Source organism: Gordonia sp. i37 (genome assembly GCF_002043085.1).
Lineage (GTDB): Bacteria > Actinomycetota > Actinomycetes > Mycobacteriales > Mycobacteriaceae > Gordonia > Gordonia polyisoprenivorans.
This window is the reverse complement of record NZ_MVPX01000115.1, coordinates 1-15,227: the sequence shown is the minus strand read 5'-3', so window position 1 is coordinate 15,227 and position 15,227 is coordinate 1. Positions and strand designations below refer to the sequence as shown.

The 15,227-nt window shown below is 67.5% G+C and carries 11 protein-coding genes, 1 pseudogene and 1 riboswitch; of the genes and pseudogenes, 5 read left to right on the top strand and 7 right to left on the bottom strand.

Going from position 1 to position 15,227, the window contains the following annotated elements; all coding sequences use genetic code 11:
- Positions 1-76 precede the first annotated feature (76 nt).
- Positions 77-1,240, bottom strand: a complete 1,164-nt coding sequence (locus B1964_RS05515; RefSeq protein WP_079929149.1) for an LLM class flavin-dependent oxidoreductase — start codon at positions 1,238-1,240, stop codon at positions 77-79.
- Between the two features lie 7 nt (positions 1,241-1,247).
- Positions 1,248-1,332: riboswitch (SAM riboswitch) on the bottom strand.
- Positions 1,333-1,539: 207 nt separating this feature from the next.
- On the opposite strand from B1964_RS05515, the gene B1964_RS05510 reads away from it, so the two are divergent.
- Positions 1,540-2,499, top strand: a complete 960-nt coding sequence (locus tag B1964_RS05510; protein WP_079929148.1) for an ABC transporter substrate-binding protein — start codon at positions 1,540-1,542, stop codon at positions 2,497-2,499.
- Positions 2,500-2,520: 21 nt separating this feature from the next.
- Here B1964_RS05510 and B1964_RS05505 read toward each other — a convergent pair whose 3' ends face one another.
- The 3 genes from B1964_RS05505 to B1964_RS05495 form a co-directional block, all read right to left on the bottom strand.
- Positions 2,521-3,927 (bottom strand): NAD(P)/FAD-dependent oxidoreductase, encoded by a 1,407-nt coding sequence (locus tag B1964_RS05505; protein ID WP_079929147.1) that lies wholly within the window; start codon positions 3,925-3,927, stop codon positions 2,521-2,523.
- Between the two features lie 155 nt (positions 3,928-4,082).
- Positions 4,083-4,916, bottom strand: a complete 834-nt coding sequence (locus B1964_RS05500) for an SDR family NAD(P)-dependent oxidoreductase (protein ID WP_172398761.1) — start codon at positions 4,914-4,916, stop codon at positions 4,083-4,085.
- A 9-nt stretch (positions 4,917-4,925) separates the two neighbouring features.
- The gene (locus B1964_RS05495) at positions 4,926-5,363 is read right to left on the bottom strand and encodes an SRPBCC family protein (RefSeq protein WP_006368294.1); all 438 of its coding nucleotides are present in this window, start codon (positions 5,361-5,363) and stop codon (positions 4,926-4,928) included.
- A 157-nt stretch (positions 5,364-5,520) separates the two neighbouring features.
- Between B1964_RS05495 and B1964_RS05490 the strand changes: the two genes are divergently transcribed.
- Positions 5,521-6,099 carry a TetR family transcriptional regulator gene (locus B1964_RS05490; protein ID WP_006368293.1) on the top strand — a complete coding sequence of 193 codons (579 nt, stop codon included), beginning with the start codon at positions 5,521-5,523 and terminating at the stop codon, positions 6,097-6,099.
- Here B1964_RS05490 and B1964_RS05485 read toward each other — a convergent pair.
- Together B1964_RS05485 and B1964_RS05480 are read right to left on the bottom strand one after the other, a co-directional pair.
- Positions 6,088-7,683 (bottom strand): annotated as a pseudogene (locus tag B1964_RS05485) (GMC oxidoreductase). The gene B1964_RS05490 and the pseudogene B1964_RS05485 overlap by 12 nt on opposite strands.
- Before the next feature lie 89 nt (positions 7,684-7,772).
- Positions 7,773-8,300, bottom strand: coding sequence for a MarR family transcriptional regulator (locus B1964_RS05480; protein ID WP_172398760.1), 528 nt, complete (start codon positions 8,298-8,300; stop codon positions 7,773-7,775).
- A 51-nt stretch (positions 8,301-8,351) separates the two neighbouring features.
- On the opposite strand from B1964_RS05480, the gene B1964_RS05475 reads away from it, so the two are divergent.
- The 3 genes from B1964_RS05475 to B1964_RS05465 all read left to right on the top strand — a co-directional run bounded on the left by B1964_RS05475 (position 8,352) and on the right by B1964_RS05465 (position 13,548).
- Positions 8,352-9,488, top strand: a complete 1,137-nt coding sequence (locus B1964_RS05475; protein ID WP_079929144.1) for an FUSC family protein — start codon at positions 8,352-8,354, stop codon at positions 9,486-9,488.
- Positions 9,489-9,625: 137 nt separating this feature from the next.
- Complete coding sequence (locus B1964_RS05470) at positions 9,626-11,797, top strand: glutamine synthetase III (RefSeq protein ID WP_006368289.1); 2,172 nt, start codon at positions 9,626-9,628, stop codon at positions 11,795-11,797.
- 116 nt (positions 11,798-11,913) lie between these two features.
- Positions 11,914-13,548, top strand: coding sequence for a CdaR family transcriptional regulator (locus B1964_RS05465; protein WP_079929143.1), 1,635 nt, complete (start codon positions 11,914-11,916; stop codon positions 13,546-13,548).
- Positions 13,549-13,664: 116 nt separating this feature from the next.
- Here B1964_RS05465 and B1964_RS05460 read toward each other — a convergent pair.
- A partial coding sequence (locus B1964_RS05460) for an HNH endonuclease signature motif containing protein (protein ID WP_139765634.1) occupies positions 13,665-15,227 on the bottom strand: 1,563 nt, incomplete at its 5' end.

Sequence of the window (15,227 nt, the reverse complement as noted above, 5' to 3'; positions counted from 1 at the left end):
GCGGCGAGACCGAAGACGGCCAGCGCGGCAACGGTTGCCGTCGCGGTACGGGCGACGGTGGTGGTGATGCCACGCATCAGATGAGGCCCCATTTCTTGGCGAGGAGTTCGTGCGAGCGCAGCCGGTCACCGTGATCGTGGGTGACCGAGGTGATGACGAGTTCGTCTGCGTCGGTCAGCTTTCCGAGCGCGGCGAGACGCTCGACGACGGTGTCGGGGCTGCCCACGAACTGGGTCTCGAGGCGGTCGGCGACCAGTGCGCGCTGCTCGTCGTCCAGTGGTGGCGCGGTGGCCGGATCCGGGTACTCGACGGCGCCGTGGCCGCTGCGGATGCTGTACACCCAGTGCCCGTAGGTGGAGGCGAGATGGCGTGCGGTGTCGTCGTCCTCGGCGACCACCACATCGGCCGAGACCACCACGTACGGTTCGGCAAGCACCGCCGACGGCCGGAAGGCGGCGCGATAGGCCTGCACCGCTTCGAGCGTCGTGCCGGGGCTCACGTGGTAGTTGGCGACGAAGGGCAGTCCGCGCGCGCCGGCCACCTGAGCGCTCTGACCCTTGCTGCTACCGAAGATCCAGAGCTCGACGTCGGCGCCCTCACCGGGCACCGCATGCAGTTGGAGACCGGACGGGCTGCGATAGGTGCCCTCGAGCAATGCGGCGATGTCGGCGACCTGCTCGGCGAAATCGGGGGTCTGCGCACCGGGCTGGGTGAGCACCTCGAAGCTGCGCGCCAGACGCGAATTCGCCAGCAGCGCCGACACATCGAACGGTTCGGGGAGCACCACACCGTCGACGACGCGACTCGGGCGGGGAATGCTCGGCAGGGTCACCGCAGGTGTCGACGGCGTGGGTGTCGAAGGCGTGAGTGTCGCCGTGACCGCTTCCGCGCGCCGCTGCCCGGAGCGTCCGAGACCCAGGTCGATGCGGCCGGGATGGAAGGCGTCGAGCAGACCGAAGGACTCGACGACCGAGACCGCGGTCGTCTGGCCGACCTGAACCGCCGCCGACCCGACCCGGATGGTGGTGGTGGCGCCGGCGATCTGACCGATCAGGACGGCCGGGTTGGAGCCGGCCACCGCGACGAAGTGATGTTCGGCGACCCAGTAGCGGCGATACCCCCACTGCTCGGCGTGCTGCGCGAGGTCGATCGTGTTGGCCAGTGCGGCAGCAGGATTGGAGCCCTCACTGATCGGCGCGAGATCGAGCACCGACAACGGGGCATGGTCATGAAATGGCACGAGCCGACTCCCATCGATCCCGGCGTTAGCACCCTCCTCTGGGGTTGCTGCGACGTCGACGAGCCGGGTCTCTCGGTCGCTCCAGATGGTCGATTCACGGTAGGTCGGCGGCGCCGCACACGGCAAGAAAGTCAGGAGCTGCCCGGGTACGTCGACGGCGTCCGGGCGCGTACGCGGCACAGACTTTCGGTCACCGTGGGATTAACCCGAACGCCCGGACGGCATCGGTGGCGAGCAGTGGCGTCGTCACGCCCGCGTCGGCCTTGTCCGATACGGGCGATTTAGCCTAACCTAACGAGATGCGTGCTCGTGGAGTTCTCGCCGGCCTGTTGACCCTGGTGTTCGTCGCCCTTCTCGGGTGCTCCTCCCCCGACGACCCGGCCGGGTCCGCGGGAGAGACCGTGACCGTCGAGCACCAGTACGGATCGACGACGATTCCGAGCGATCCGACCAAGGTCGTGACCTTCGGCGGCGCGTGGTCGGATTCGCTGATCCGCCTCGGAGTCCCGATCACCGCGGAGTTCCTCGCGCAGGGGTATTCGGGCCCGAACAATCGCTTCGCCTGGACGCCGGAGCACTCGTCGACGATCGTCACCTATGACGTGGAGGCCGGTACCCCCGACGTCGCCGCGATCGCGCGGTTCGCCCCGCAGGTGATCCTCGCCGGATACCTGCCCGATCGCGCGGCCTACGACCGTCTGACGCGGATCGCCCCGACGATCCCGGTGATGGCCACCGACACCGTCACCGACAGCTGGCAGGACGTGATGACGACAGCCGGCCGGATCTTCGGCAAGCAACAGCAGGCCGATGAGGCCGTCGCCGAGGTCGAGCAGCAGATCGCGGCCACCAAGGCGAAATACCCGGCGAGCCAGGGCAAGACGTTCACCTTCGGACAGCTGACCCCGCAGAATCAGTTCGGTGTGGTGACCAGCGACACCGACCCCTCCGCGAAACTGCTCGCCGAACTCGGCCTGGTTCTCGACCCGGCGGTCAAAGGGCTCGCGCCCGGTGGCGCACGCACGATCGTGTCGGCCGAACGTATCGACATCTTCGCTTCGGACCTACTGATCTTCTGGCCGCTGGTCGGCGGGCCCGAGGCGTTCGATGCGATACCCGGCTGGGATTCGCTGCCCGCGGTGCGCCGCGGCACGACGGTGTTCCTCACCAACGACACCGCGTCGGCGTTCGGCGGACCCACGATCTACTCGGTGCCGTGGGCGATCGACAAGCTGACGCCGGCGTTGGCGAAACTGTAGGCGCTCGCCCCCGGCGGCGCCTCAGGCGGCGCCGCGTTCCTCGATCTCCTCGAGCCGGTCGATCACGGTGCGCGCGAACACCTGCTGCTCGGTGACCGCGAGTTGGTTGCGGCTGCGCGAGGTGAACGCGAAGAGCCAATCGATCAGCGTGGTGAAGCGGTTGCGGAATCCGACGAGGTAGATCAGGTGCAGGAACAGCCATCCGAGCCAGGCGAGATAACCGGAGAACTCGATGTGCCGCGACGTCCCGGGGATCGGCACGCTGGCGACCGCCGAGTACCGCGAGACCGTCGCCATCGACCCCTTGTCCCAGTAGGAGAACGGCTTTCGAGCCCGCAGACTGCCGTTGAGCCGAGCGATGATGGTGTCGGCGGCGTACCGCGCGGACTGGTTCGCCGCCGGGGCCTGGCCCGGCACCCCGTCGAGTGCCATCATGTCGCCGACGACGAACACCTCGGCGTGGCCGGGCAGACTGAGATCTGGCTGCACCCGGACCCGTCCGGCGCGGTCGGTCTCGGCCCCACTCTGCTCGGCGAGATGGCGGCCGAGTGGGCTGGCCGCGACACCCGCCGACCACACCTTGCACTGGCTCTCGATGCGTCGGGTGGTGCCGTCGGGGTCTTTGACCACCAGCCCGTCGTAATCCATGTCGACGACCATCGACCCCAGTTGGACATCGACTCCCAGTGAGCGCAAACGCTTTTCAGCCCGTCCTCCGAGCTTGCGCCCGAACGGCGGAAGTACCGACGGCGCCGCGTCGAGGAGGATGACCCGCGCCTGCGTCGGATCGATGGAGTCGAAGGCGCCGCGCAGCGTCTTGGCCGCCATCTCCGCGATCTGCCCGGCCATCTCCACCCCGGTCGCACCTGCGCCGACCACCACGAACGTCAGCAGGCGGGCACGCTCGTCGGGATCGGTGGACAACTCGGCCTGTTCGAAGGCGCCGAGGATACGTCCGCGGAGTTCGAGGGCGTCGTCGATGGTCTTGAGACCGGGTGCGAACTCCGCGAAATGGTCGTTGCCGAAATAGGATTGGCCGGCACCCGCGGCGACGATGAGGCTGTCGTAACCGGTGGTGAGTTCGCGGTCGAGCAGACGCGAGGTGACCCTGTGCTGCTGGAGGTCGATGCTCTCCACGTCGCCGAGGACGACCCGCGCGTTGCGCTGATTGCGCAGGATCACCCGCATCGGTGGGGCGATCTGGCCTTGCGAGATGAGCCCGGTGGCCACCTGATACAGCAGCGGCTGGAACAGGTGGTGGGTGGTGCGGGCGATGACCGTGACGTCGACATCGGCGTGGGCGAGCCGGCGAGCCGCGGCGAGCCCGCCGAAACCCGAGCCGATGATCACCACGTGGTGGCGGCCGGTCTGCGCGGGGTGTGCGGCATCGCTGGGATGTGCGGCAGTGATGGGTTGTGATCGGGCCATGGCACGTTCCTTCGTCGGGGATCGACACCCAGGCGGACGATGTCTCCGAACGTGCTCCTTGCCGGTCGATTCCGGCTGCGCCAGTCGCACTGCCGAGGTTAGCGCACGATCACGCCCGGCGCGAGGGCTTTGTTACGTGCTCGGTCCCGGTGCGCTCAGGTCAGGGAGCGCATGGCGCGGTCGGCGACCGCCGGTGAGAGGTAGTCGAGGACGGGCAGCACCGCACGCAGGGCCGCGGGTGCGACCTCCTCGGGCTGGTGGGTGATCGCGCGGACGATCCAGTTCGCTGCCTCGGCCACGTCGAGCGCATGTACGTCGTCGTATTCCGCTGTGGGAGCGATCATCTCGGTCCGCACCAGTGGGTAGTAGACGTTGGTGGCGCAGACGCCGGGGTGTGGACGTTCGGCGTTGAGGCTGCGTCCGAAGATCCCGAGGGCGTTCTTGGACGCGGCGTAGGCGGAGAAGCGTGGGAACGTTCCCGCCATCAGGCCCCACGTGCAGATGTTCACGATCTGGCCGGATCCGCGCTCGACCATCCCGGGCAGCAGACCCAGCGAGAGTTGGACCGCGGCAAAGTAGTTCAGTGACATCGTCCGCTGATAGTCGTGCAGCCGATCGGTGGAGTCGAGGATCGACCGGCGGATCGATCGTCCCGCGTTGTTCACCAGGACATCGATCCGCCCATCACCGAGTTCGTCGAGAAGCGCTGCCACGCCGGCCTCGGCGGACAGGTCGGCGACGATGTGGTCGCATCCGGTCTCCGACGCCAATGACCGCAGCTCGTCGGAGCGGCGGGCGACGGCGATGAGATGGGCGCCGCGCGCGGCGAGCGCACGCACCGCTTCGCGCCCGATACCTGCCGAGGCACCGGTCACCAGCACCGTCAGGCCGGAGACATCACGACCGGGTCCGGTCACCGCGTTCTCCACCGGGCCCGGCAACAGCGATCGCCGCTGCGCCAGGTCGAACAACGACGCGGCCACATTCACCACGCGCGACTACTCCGCGAGCGCCGAGCGCAGCTTGGCGTCGGTGTGCTTGATCGCCTGGGCCGCGAACGGATCCATGATCGCGCCCAGCGCTTTTCCGGCCAAACCGCCCGGCAGGATGTACTCGAATTCGGCGTCGACCTTGGTACCGCCCGCATCCAGGTCGGCGAAGCGCCAGGTGGTGTTGGCCTGGAAGCCCTCGATGGCCCTGAGCACGATGAGTTCGTTCTCGACCCACTCGACGGTCTCGACCGTGGACTTGAGGGTCTTCGGTCCCGCCTTGATCGCGACGTCGAAGACCGAGCCCTTGCCGCTGGTCAGGTCTGTCCGCGGAGTGAACTGATGAATCCCGAACATGTACTCCGGAACGTTCTCGTAGTCGTTGATGTAGGTGAACACGCGGTCGCGTGCCACCTCGATCGTGGACGAATGGCGCACCACACTCATTGGTCTGGACCTCCCCTGTCGACGTGAGCCGAGACCCGCCGGTGGCGGCAGGTCGTGCAGCCCACAGTAGGCGGTCGGTGCGCAGGCCCGGCACACAACCCACCGGCCCAGCGTGGCGCGGCAGGGCGGGTGCGGACGCGGCGTCATAATCGAGGGCATGCGTTCGAGAGGGAAGATCATCGACGCGACGCTCAGCCTGATCGCCACTGAGGGTTTTGCCGGGGCGAGTATCGCGGCCGTCGCCGCGTCGGCGGGCGTGTCGAGGCAGACGGTGTATTCGATCTTCGGTTCCCGCGAGGATCTCGTCTCCCAGGCGCTCGGCGAGCTCGCGATCACCGCGATGGGCGCCATCCACGCGCGGCTCGAGGGCATCACCGATCTGACCGACTACCTCGTCGAATTCATCGTCGCCGGCCGTTCGATGGCCGCGGCCGATCCGGCTCTGTCGATGCTCATGACCTCGCAGGAAAGCCATCCGTTCTTCGATGACGGCGCGATGTCGAGGACCCGCGAGGTCGCCACGCAGATCCTGCACCCGATCATCGTGGCGTCGCCGCAGTACGCACCGCACGTCGACGACATCGTCGACATGACGGCCCTGCTGAGCCTGTCGCTGGTGGTCGTCGACGACGCCGCCCGCACCGACGCCGAATTGCGCGCTTTCCTCGACCGCTGGCTCCGGCCCGCCCTCGAGGCCATGCCCACCGCGGCGGCGTCGACACCCTCAGATGAGTGAGCCGACGTCGGTGGCGACGATGCGGTCCAGCGCGCGTTCGGCGACCGCGGCGATGGTCATCGACGGGTTGCAGGCGGCGCAGGTGCCGGGCATCAGTGCACCGTCGACGACGTAGAGTCCGCGTTGGCCGTGCACCCGACCTTCCAGGTCGCACACGGTGCCCATGGACGCGCCGCCGAGCGGATGCCAGGTCGACGGGAGCACCGCGTTGGTGTCGATCAGGGTGGAGTCCGGTCCGGCGATGCGGTTCACCGCCGGGGTGATGTAACGGTTTTGGAGTATCGAGTCCCCTTCGTGCGGCCATTGCAGGACCGCTTGGTCGGTGGCGGCGTCGTAGATGAAGTGTCCGCGCCTGGCGCTGACGCCGTAGGCGACCATCATCGTGGAGTGGGTGTTGACCGGGATCGGCGGGATGGACGCCTGGATGACGGTGAACGCGTGCTGCGGGTCGGACCAGTTGAGGCTGCCGTACACAACCGGGCCCCCTTGCGCCGCACCGAAATCGGCGGTGGGGGCATTCCAGATGTAGATCCGGTCGGCGTTGGTGCCCCAGCCGGTGCCGACGGCGTCCGGGAGATCGGTGATCGCTCCGGTTGCCCCGGCGCGCACCAGCATTCGGCTGGTGTTCATCGAGCCGGCGGCGAGGAACAACGTCGGGGTGGACAGGATCACGGTCTCGAGGACCCGGCCGGTCTCATCGGTCCGGTTCGCCGTCACGCGCCAGCGGCCGGTCGGTTCGCGGTGAATCTCGGTGACGTCGTGCAGGATTCGGGCATCGAGAAGTCCGGTCTGTTCCGCCTGCGCCAGGTAGGTGACGTCGACGCTGTGTTTGCCGCCGTTGTTGACGCCGATCGCGCCGTCGCCGTTGGTGTAGGACGGGCGCATCTTCCCGGCCACCTCGGCCAGGGCATAGTTCCAGTCGATCGGCATCGGGATCTTCTGCACCGGCAGTCCGGCGCGCCGCACATGGGCGGCGAACTCGCGGACGACCCGGTAGTTGGGGGTGCGGATCAATGCGTCGGGGGCGACCTGCGCGCCGAGCATGCGTGCGACCCGCGGATAGTAGGTGCCGTTCATCGACGGCCAGTCGAGACCGGCGGGGAAATGCGCGCCGAACACTTCTTCCGACGGTTGCAGGGTCATGCCCTGATAGACCAGTGAGCCCCCACCTCAGCCGGCGGCGACCATGGGTGTCATGTTATGTCCGGCAATCGATTCGAACAGGCCCACATAGGGTTCCACCGACAGCGGACGACCGAAGACCTGTGGTGTCGACTGGTGCCAGAGGATGCGCTTGTCGGGATGGGTGGCACTCGGGAAGGTCGTCGAATTCGGTCCGGTCGGCCAGCGTCGTCCGCGTTCGAGGAGCACCACCGGCACCCCGGCACGGGTCAGCCGTAAGGCCGTGACTCCCCCACCGAATCCGGAGCCGATCACCACGACGCGGTGTTCCTCGCGTGTGGTCGGAACGGCTCGGCCCGGCGTCGCGAAGCCGCGGCCGACCCCGGCGGTGGAGGCGATCACCCCGGTGACCCCGGCGCCGGCGGCACCGGCGAGCACCTGACGGCGAGAGAATGTGCGCATGAAACCCCTGTCGGACAGCAACGTCGAGTGTTGCGAGAAAACTAGACAGTGTTTCCAGATTGTGTCAAGAACTTGCGCGTAAGCGGCGGTCAGCCGCCGACGACGAGCGAGATCTTGCGCAGCAACGCCGCGAGCGTCGCCCGTTCCCGGTCGGTCAATGCCGCCAGTGCTTCCTCGTCGTCACGTAGGCGGCGTGGCAACTCGGCATCGACAAGCCTGCGGCCGGCGTCGGTGGGCCGCAGCAGCACGACCCGACCGTCCCGCTCGGACTTCTTGCGCTCCAAGAGCCCTCGCCGAGAAAGACTTTCACTGATCTTGGTGATCGATGCACCACTGAGTGTCGTCGTCGAGACGACCTCACTGGCTCGCAGCGGCCGCCGGGCGCGCACCAGCGCACCGAGGACGTCGAACTCCGATCGACCGATTCCATGCTCCTCGAGATTGCGGTCGAGTTGGGCATTGGAGATCGCAGCGATGCGCTGAACCCGACCGAGTACGCCGATGGGGGCGACGTCGATATCGGGAAAGGCCTGCGCCCACTCGTCGATGATCCGGTCGACCAGGTCGCGGGGGCCCGCATCCCGGGCTGCGTCGGCGGCGTCGGTCACGCGGCTCATCGTAGTCGCGATCACATATTTTTACTAGTAAAATAGTGATAAAGTAATTTCATGTCCACGGCCTCTCCCTACCTCGCCCTGCCCGCTCGCCCCTCCCGTCGGGCCGCACTGCGCCACGCGGTGAGCGTGCGGGCGTGGCGGGAGGCGTTGTCGGTGGACCCCAGCCGGATCGGCTACGCCGCACCACTGCGGGTGGGCATGGCCGTCGGCGTGGTCCTGGTGATCGGCGGACTGACCGGTCATCGGGACATCGCCGGACTGGCCGCTCTCGGCACACTGATTTCGGCGTTCTGCCGGCCCGACCCCTATCCGGTACGTGCGCGCCGGCTGGGCGTGCTTGCCGTCGCGATCACCACGGCCGTCGGTATCGGTGCCGCGCTCGGCGCATTCTCCGGATCGTTGGTGGTCGAGATCGGCGTCATCTCGGCCCTCGCCGGTGCCGCCGCCTATCTGGTGTCGGCGCTGCACATCGTCGGCCCGGGAGGCATCATCTTCGTCTTCGCGGCGACCGGAGCGGCCGGCTTCGCGGGCGATCTCTCCGACGTCGGCCGGGCTGTCGCGGCCACCGCCCTGGGCTCGGTGATCGGCCTGCTCGCCGCGTTGGCGCCCTGGCTGATCGCGATGTCGACCGGCCGGGGCCGCACCGAGATCCCCGGATCGGCTGCGCGGGAATCCCTGTGGACGCAACTGTCCGGAGGTCACTCCTCGCACACCCGACGCCATCTGCTGATCTCGGCGGCCCGCATCACGGTGGCCGCGGCGGCGGCCGCGGGAGTCGCCGCGGCGGCGGGGCTCGCGCACCCGATGTGGGCCGCGATGGGAGCGATGGCCGCCATGCAGGGGGTGAGCTATCACCACACGGTCAGTCGCGGGGTGGCCCGGTTGCTCGGCAACATCGGCGGTGCGGCGATCGCCGCGGCATTGCTCGCGCTGCCGCTCGGCTATTGGGGCGCGGTGGCGGCCATCGTGGTCCTGCAGACGTGCGCGGAGATCTTCTCCACCGTCAACTACGCGATTTGTTCACTGGCGGTGACCCCGATGGCACTGCTGCTCACCGGGTTGGGCGCCGGCCTGTCACCCGAGATGGCGGTGGACCGAGTGCTCGACACCGGCATCGGCATCGTGGTGGGCATCGTCGTTGCCGCACTCGCCATCACCTCACGTGACCTGCACACAACAGGAAACTGAACCGAGTTTTCACGTACGTCACATTGGCGCAACGATGCGGGTACCTGTCACTCATAGCTTCGTATCGCTCGCACAACGCCCCGGCCCGACCACGACACCCAGTCGACGATCCGGGGCACCCAACCCAGGAGTACCCCATGAGTGGCAGCATGTCGCGCCGTCAGGCCATCGAGGCCGTGACCACCTACGAGATGGAGACCGACGGCTTCCCCGAGCCGTTGGCCGACACCTTCGGCCGCAACGTCTTCACCCTGTCGGTGATGAAATCGCGTCTCCCCAAGCACGTGTTCAAGGCCGTGTCGGCCACCATCGACAAGGGCGCGCCGCTGGACCCGACTCTCGCCGACTACGTCGCCTCGGCGATGAAGGACTGGGCGATCGAGAAGGGTGCCTCGCACTACGCCCACGTCTTCTACCCGCTCACCGGGTTCACCGCCGAGAAGCACGACTCGTTCCTCGAGCCCGACGGCTCCGACGGTTCGCTCGCCGAATTCCAGGGCAAGACGCTGCTGCAGGGCGAGCCGGATGCGTCGTCGTTCCCCAATGGCGGTCTGCGCGGCACCTTCGAGGCCCGCGGCTACACCGGGTGGGACGTCACCAGCCCCGCCTACATCCTCGAGAACCCCAACGGCAACACGCTGTGCATTCCCACGATCTTCATCTCGTGGACCGGTGAGGCCCTCGACAAGAAGACCCCGCTGCTGCGCAGCCAGCAGGCCATGAGCAAGCAGGCCATGCGACTGTTGAAGTTGTTCGGACACAAAGACGTCGACACCGTCGTCTCCTATGCCGGAGCCGAGCAGGAGTACTTCCTGATCGACCGTCACTTCTATTTCGCCCGACCCGACCTGATGACCGCCAACCGCACCCTGTTCGGCGCCAAGCCGTCCAAGGGCCAGGAGTTCGACGACCACTACTTCGGATCCATCCCGGATCGAGTGCTGGCGTTCATGATCGAGCTCGACCGCGAGTTGTTCAAGCAGGGCATCCCGGCCAAGACGCGGCACAACGAGGTCGCGCCCGGCCAGTTCGAATTGGCGCCGGTCTTCGAGAAGTCCAATCTCGCCCATGATCATCAGCAGCTGATGATGACGACGATGAAGAAGGTCGCCGAACGCTACGGCATGGTCTGTCTGATCCACGAGAAGCCCTTCGCCGGCGTCAACGGTTCGGGCAAGCACGTCAACTTCTCGCTGGGTAACAGCAATCAGGGCAACCTGCTCAATCCGGGCGACACCCCGCACGAGAACGAGCAGTTCCTGGTGTTCTGCGCCGCCATCATCCGCGGTGTGCACAAGTACGGTGGCCTGCTGCGCGCGTCGGTGGCCTCGGCGTCCAACGACCACCGCCTCGGCGCCAACGAGGCCCCGCCCGCGATCATCTCGATCTTCCTCGGCGAGCAGTTGGCCGACGTCTTCGACCAGATCGCCAAGGGCGGCGCCAAGGAGAGCAAGCAGACCGGCGTCCTCGAACTCGGCGTCGACACCCTGCCCCCGCTCAAGGCCGACGCCGGCGACCGCAACCGCACCAGCCCGTTTGCCTTCACCGGCAACCGTTTCGAGTTCCGGGCCCCCGGCTCCAACCAGTCGATCGCCGACCCGATGGTGGCCATCAACGCGATGCTGGCCGACTCGCTGGACTACGTGTGCACCTTCCTGGAGACGGAGACCGCCGCGGGCACCGACTTCGATGCGGCAGTGCAGAAGTTGCTCGAGGCGATCGTCACCGATCACGGCAAGGTCGTGTTCAACGGCGACGGCTACTCCGATGCCTGGCAGGAGGAGGCGGCGTCTCGTGGTCTGCTGAATCTGCGCACCACGGTCGACGCGATGGCCCAGCTCGACGAGCCGGAGATCAAGGAGTTGATGGCCAAGTACGGCATCCTGTCCGAGCGGGAACTCAAGGCCCGCAAGGAGGTCGTACTCGAGCAGTACGCGCTTGCGCTGCTGGTCGAGGCGAAGGAAACCCTCGAGATCGCCAAGACGATGATCCTGCCGGCCGCGACCCGGTACATGGGCGAGCTCGCGTCCACCGCGGCGAGCCTGAAGGCCGCGGGCATCGACATGGAGACCCCGGCATTGTTGACGATGACCACCTCGGTCAAGGCGCTCAACAAGAAGATGGACGCCCTCGAGGAGGCCATCGCCGGATTCCACGGCGACACCGTCGAGGCGGAGTCGGAATACGCGCTCGCCTCGCTCATCCCGGCGATGGCCGAAGTCCGGACCGCGTCGGACAAGCTCGAGACCATCGTCGCCGACGATCTGTGGCCGCTGCCCACCTACAACGAGATGCTCACGATCCTGTGATCGCCCCGTACCGATCCACCTCGTACTGATCCACTCTGCAGCCCCGCACGTGCCCGCCGGGATTCTTCCCCGGCGGGCACGTGTGTATTCATCGGCCGGGGCCGTAGATTCGAGGTATGGACGAGGCGCGGATCGGGCTGGGGCGGCTGGTGCTCGCCCTCGACGCGACGCTCGTGACGCTGGCGGAGGCACCACGGGGTCTCGACGTGACCGTCGGGTCGGTGGCGTTGCTCGACCCCGACGACCTGCGCCTGCCGTTGGGCGCCGCCGCGCGCGGTGCCGACGTCTTCCTGATGGTCGGTACGTCGGACGCCGATGTGGTGCACTGGCTTCCGACGATCGCTGCCGCTCCGCCGATTGCGGTGATGCTCAAATCCCCCGGTTCGGGAGTGACCGAGGCGCTCGCCGCAGCGGGGATCGCGGTCATCGACGTCGACCCGCACGCACGGTGGGAGCGGATCTACCAGTTGTTGATTCGCGTCCTCGACACCGCAGCAGGTGTCGGCGACCCCGATGCATTGGCGTCCGGGGCGTGGGCGTCGGGCACCAGCGGCGACCTGTTCGAACTCGCCGCCGAGGTGGCCCGACGCACCCACGGCCTGGTCAGCATCGAGGATCAACGTTCACACGTGTTGGCCTACAGTCGCGCCGGTGACGAGGCCGACGAGCTACGGCGATTGTCGATTCTCGGTCGCGAGGGCCCACCGGAGATGTTGGCGTGGCTGCGCCAGTGGGGGGTGATGGACGCCCTGCGCACCTCGCACGGGGTCGTGCGGGTGGCCGCGCGCGCCGACCTGGGTCTACGGCCGCGGATGGCTGCACCGATCCGCTCCGGTCCGGACTTCCTGGGAGTCGTCTGGCTACAGCAGGGCGACTCGGAGTTCGCCACCGACGCCGAGACCATCCTTCGAGGGGCCGCTGCCGTTGCGGCACGGGTGATTTCGCGACGCCGGGCGGCGGGGACCGGTCACGACGAGATCGTTCGGCGGCTCCTCGGCGCACATGGCGAGAGCATCGACGCGGGATATCTGGGGGCGCAACTCGGCATCGCCTCCGACGCACCGGTGATCGTTGTCGGCTTCGCCGGTCGCGGTCCGAGCGTCGGCGAGGTCGCGGGTTCGGGCATTCCGGCGGGTGTCGTGTCGGCATTGACATTGCACGCCAGCGCTTTGCGGCCGCTGTCGGTGACCACCACCCTCGGGGCACGTGCCTACGTGGTGCTGCCGGGCGACGGGTCGGAGGCAAACGGCCCCGGCGTCGACTCGGTCCTGGCGTGGGCTCATTCGGCGGTCGAGGCCGCCGACCGGCAATTTCAGACATCGGTGCGCGCCGTCGTCGCCGGACCGGCAGCAGGACTGTCCGAGGTCCCCGAACTACGCCGACTTGCCGATCGGGTTCTCGATGCGGCACAACGGGAGTCCGATCTCATCGACCCGGTGACGACGGTGTCGGCGTCCCAGACCGGGGTGCTGCTCGGCGAGATCGTCGCCCTGCTCTCGGCCAACCCCGACCTGATCGACAGGCGCGTCGTCGAACTCGCCGACCGCGACACCGAATCCGGCGGCGACCTCACCGCGTCACTGCGCGCCTATCTCGATCATTTCGGCGACGTCCGCGCCGCATCCGAGGCACTCCACATCCACCCGAATACGTTGCGCTACCGCATCCGTCGCATTCGCGACCTCACCGACATGGACCTCGACGACCCCGCCACCCGACTGGTGGTGGCGCTGTCACTTCGCGCCCGGTAGTGCTTTTCGTGGTGGTCGAGGCGCCCTGTTCCTGGTGGTCGAGGTGCGACGAGCGCCAGCGAGGAGCCTCGAGACCCGTTGCGCCACAGCTGGTTCCATCCCACAGTGGAACCCCGTCACCGCGGATAGGTAACAATCACCTGCCCGCTCCGTCGGTTCCGCCACTCCACCCTCCGATCCAGAAAGAGCGTCGGTACCCACTCCGCAAGATGCTTGCGTTGGTGATCGGCCCGACACAGCGGGATCAGATCGCCGAGTACCGTCCACCCACCGGCCTCGGGATCGGCATGGTTGAACGGCCGCCAATGGTCGAGGTCGCACAGGTGTGACGGCATCCCGCAGTACGGATACCGGCACCAGGCGTCGTTGGCCAGCACCTCAGCGCGCAACGCAGCGCTGGGTGCATACGTCAATGCCCCAGGGGGTGGCACGGTGTGACCACCGTGTCCGGTCGGGTCGGCCGGTGGTGCTTGGGGCCGGTCGGAGATCTGCGGGATCAACGGACCGGCCGTGCGTACGGATTCGGGGTAATGGATGGTTTTCGCCACCTCGGCGAGGATGGTGGCGTAGCTGGGGTCGATGGGCCCGTATCCCTGCAACCGGGGCACCAGTACACCGTCGGGATCTTTCAGGACCGTCAGCACGGGCGCACTCGGCACCACCAGGGCACGTCCGAACGCCACCGGCACCTCATCCGGCGTCGGCTCATCCATCGGATCGGGGATCTCGGGTTCGACGACCGGCTCCACCAACTCGATGTCAGGACCGTCGGCGTCGACGGGTTCGGGGAGCAGGTCGTCCCAGGCTGCGGCGTCCTCGGCGTCGGCGGGTGTTTCGGCGGAGTCGTTGCTGTCCGTGCCGCCACCTCGTTTCGGGCAATCATCTTGTCCACATTCGCAGTCGAGGTGCGCTCCCGGGACGCCGGTGATCTCCCCGAGTGCGATCACCCGCAGCGACCCCACTCGACGCGGGTCCTTACGGCAGGTGCGTTCATCGATGAGGGCGTTGATCTGGGTTGTGAGAAACACCCCGTAATGGGCGGGAACAACCGCATCCAGAGCGGAGTGCCCTGCAATATCGGGGGTGATGGTCACGTGTCCCACCAGATCGGTGATGGTGTCGCGGTCCTCGATAACGCTGTCGGGGTTCATCGAGATCAGTGCGGCGTCGAGTTGTTGCGACAGCACCGGATCGGTGGTGGCCCGGGATCCGTAGTCCAGGACGATCTCTTCGAACGACATCTCCGACTCGTCCCCGGCATCGTTGGTGTCGGTGTTGGTGTTGGTGTCCGCGCCACGCTGGGCGGCGCGCGCCATGATCGAAGCCCGGTTGGTGGAGAGTTCTCCATTCAGGTAGGCGGCACGGATCAGCGGTAGCTTCTCCAGGAGGTCCGCCAGCGCTATCCAACTCCCGGCTTTGCTTCGGGAGACCTTGAACTGCAACGACACCTCGGCTCGGCCGAGTCTCTCGGCATGCTCGACCACCGAACCCCACACACCGGTCTCGGGCCGATCGGCGAGATGCTCGTGAAATACCCGCTCCGCCAGAGCGGCGGCAGCCAGGACCGTCCGGGCTTCGTATTTGCGGGACTCGCGGAGCAGGTCAGGGCCCGTCTCGGTGAGCTCATCGCGCGACATGGCTGCGATCGCGGCAGCGTCGGCATCCGGATCGGTGAACGT

What these genes read in the sequence shown, in the direction of transcription:
- B1964_RS05510 (WP_079929148.1), top strand. Translation starts at nt 1,540, where the DNA reads ATGCGTGCTCGTGGAGTTCTCGCCGGCCTGTTGACCCTGGTGTTCGTC.
- B1964_RS05475 (WP_079929144.1), top strand. Translation starts at nt 8,352, where the DNA reads ATGTCCACGGCCTCTCCCTACCTCGCCCTGCCCGCTCGCCCCTCCCGT.
- B1964_RS05465 (WP_079929143.1), top strand. Translation starts at nt 11,914, where the DNA reads ATGGACGAGGCGCGGATCGGGCTGGGGCGGCTGGTGCTCGCCCTCGAC.
- B1964_RS05490 (WP_006368293.1), top strand. Translation starts at nt 5,521, where the DNA reads ATGCGTTCGAGAGGGAAGATCATCGACGCGACGCTCAGCCTGATCGCC.
- B1964_RS05505 (WP_079929147.1), bottom strand. Translation starts at nt 3,927, where the DNA reads ATGGCCCGATCACAACCCATCACTGCCGCACATCCCAGCGATGCCGCA.
- B1964_RS05495 (WP_006368294.1), bottom strand. Translation starts at nt 5,363, where the DNA reads ATGAGTGTGGTGCGCCATTCGTCCACGATCGAGGTGGCACGCGACCGC.
- B1964_RS05470 (WP_006368289.1), top strand. Translation starts at nt 9,626, where the DNA reads ATGAGTGGCAGCATGTCGCGCCGTCAGGCCATCGAGGCCGTGACCACC.
- B1964_RS05480 (WP_172398760.1), bottom strand. Translation starts at nt 8,300, where the DNA reads ATGAGCCGCGTGACCGACGCCGCCGACGCAGCCCGGGATGCGGGCCCC.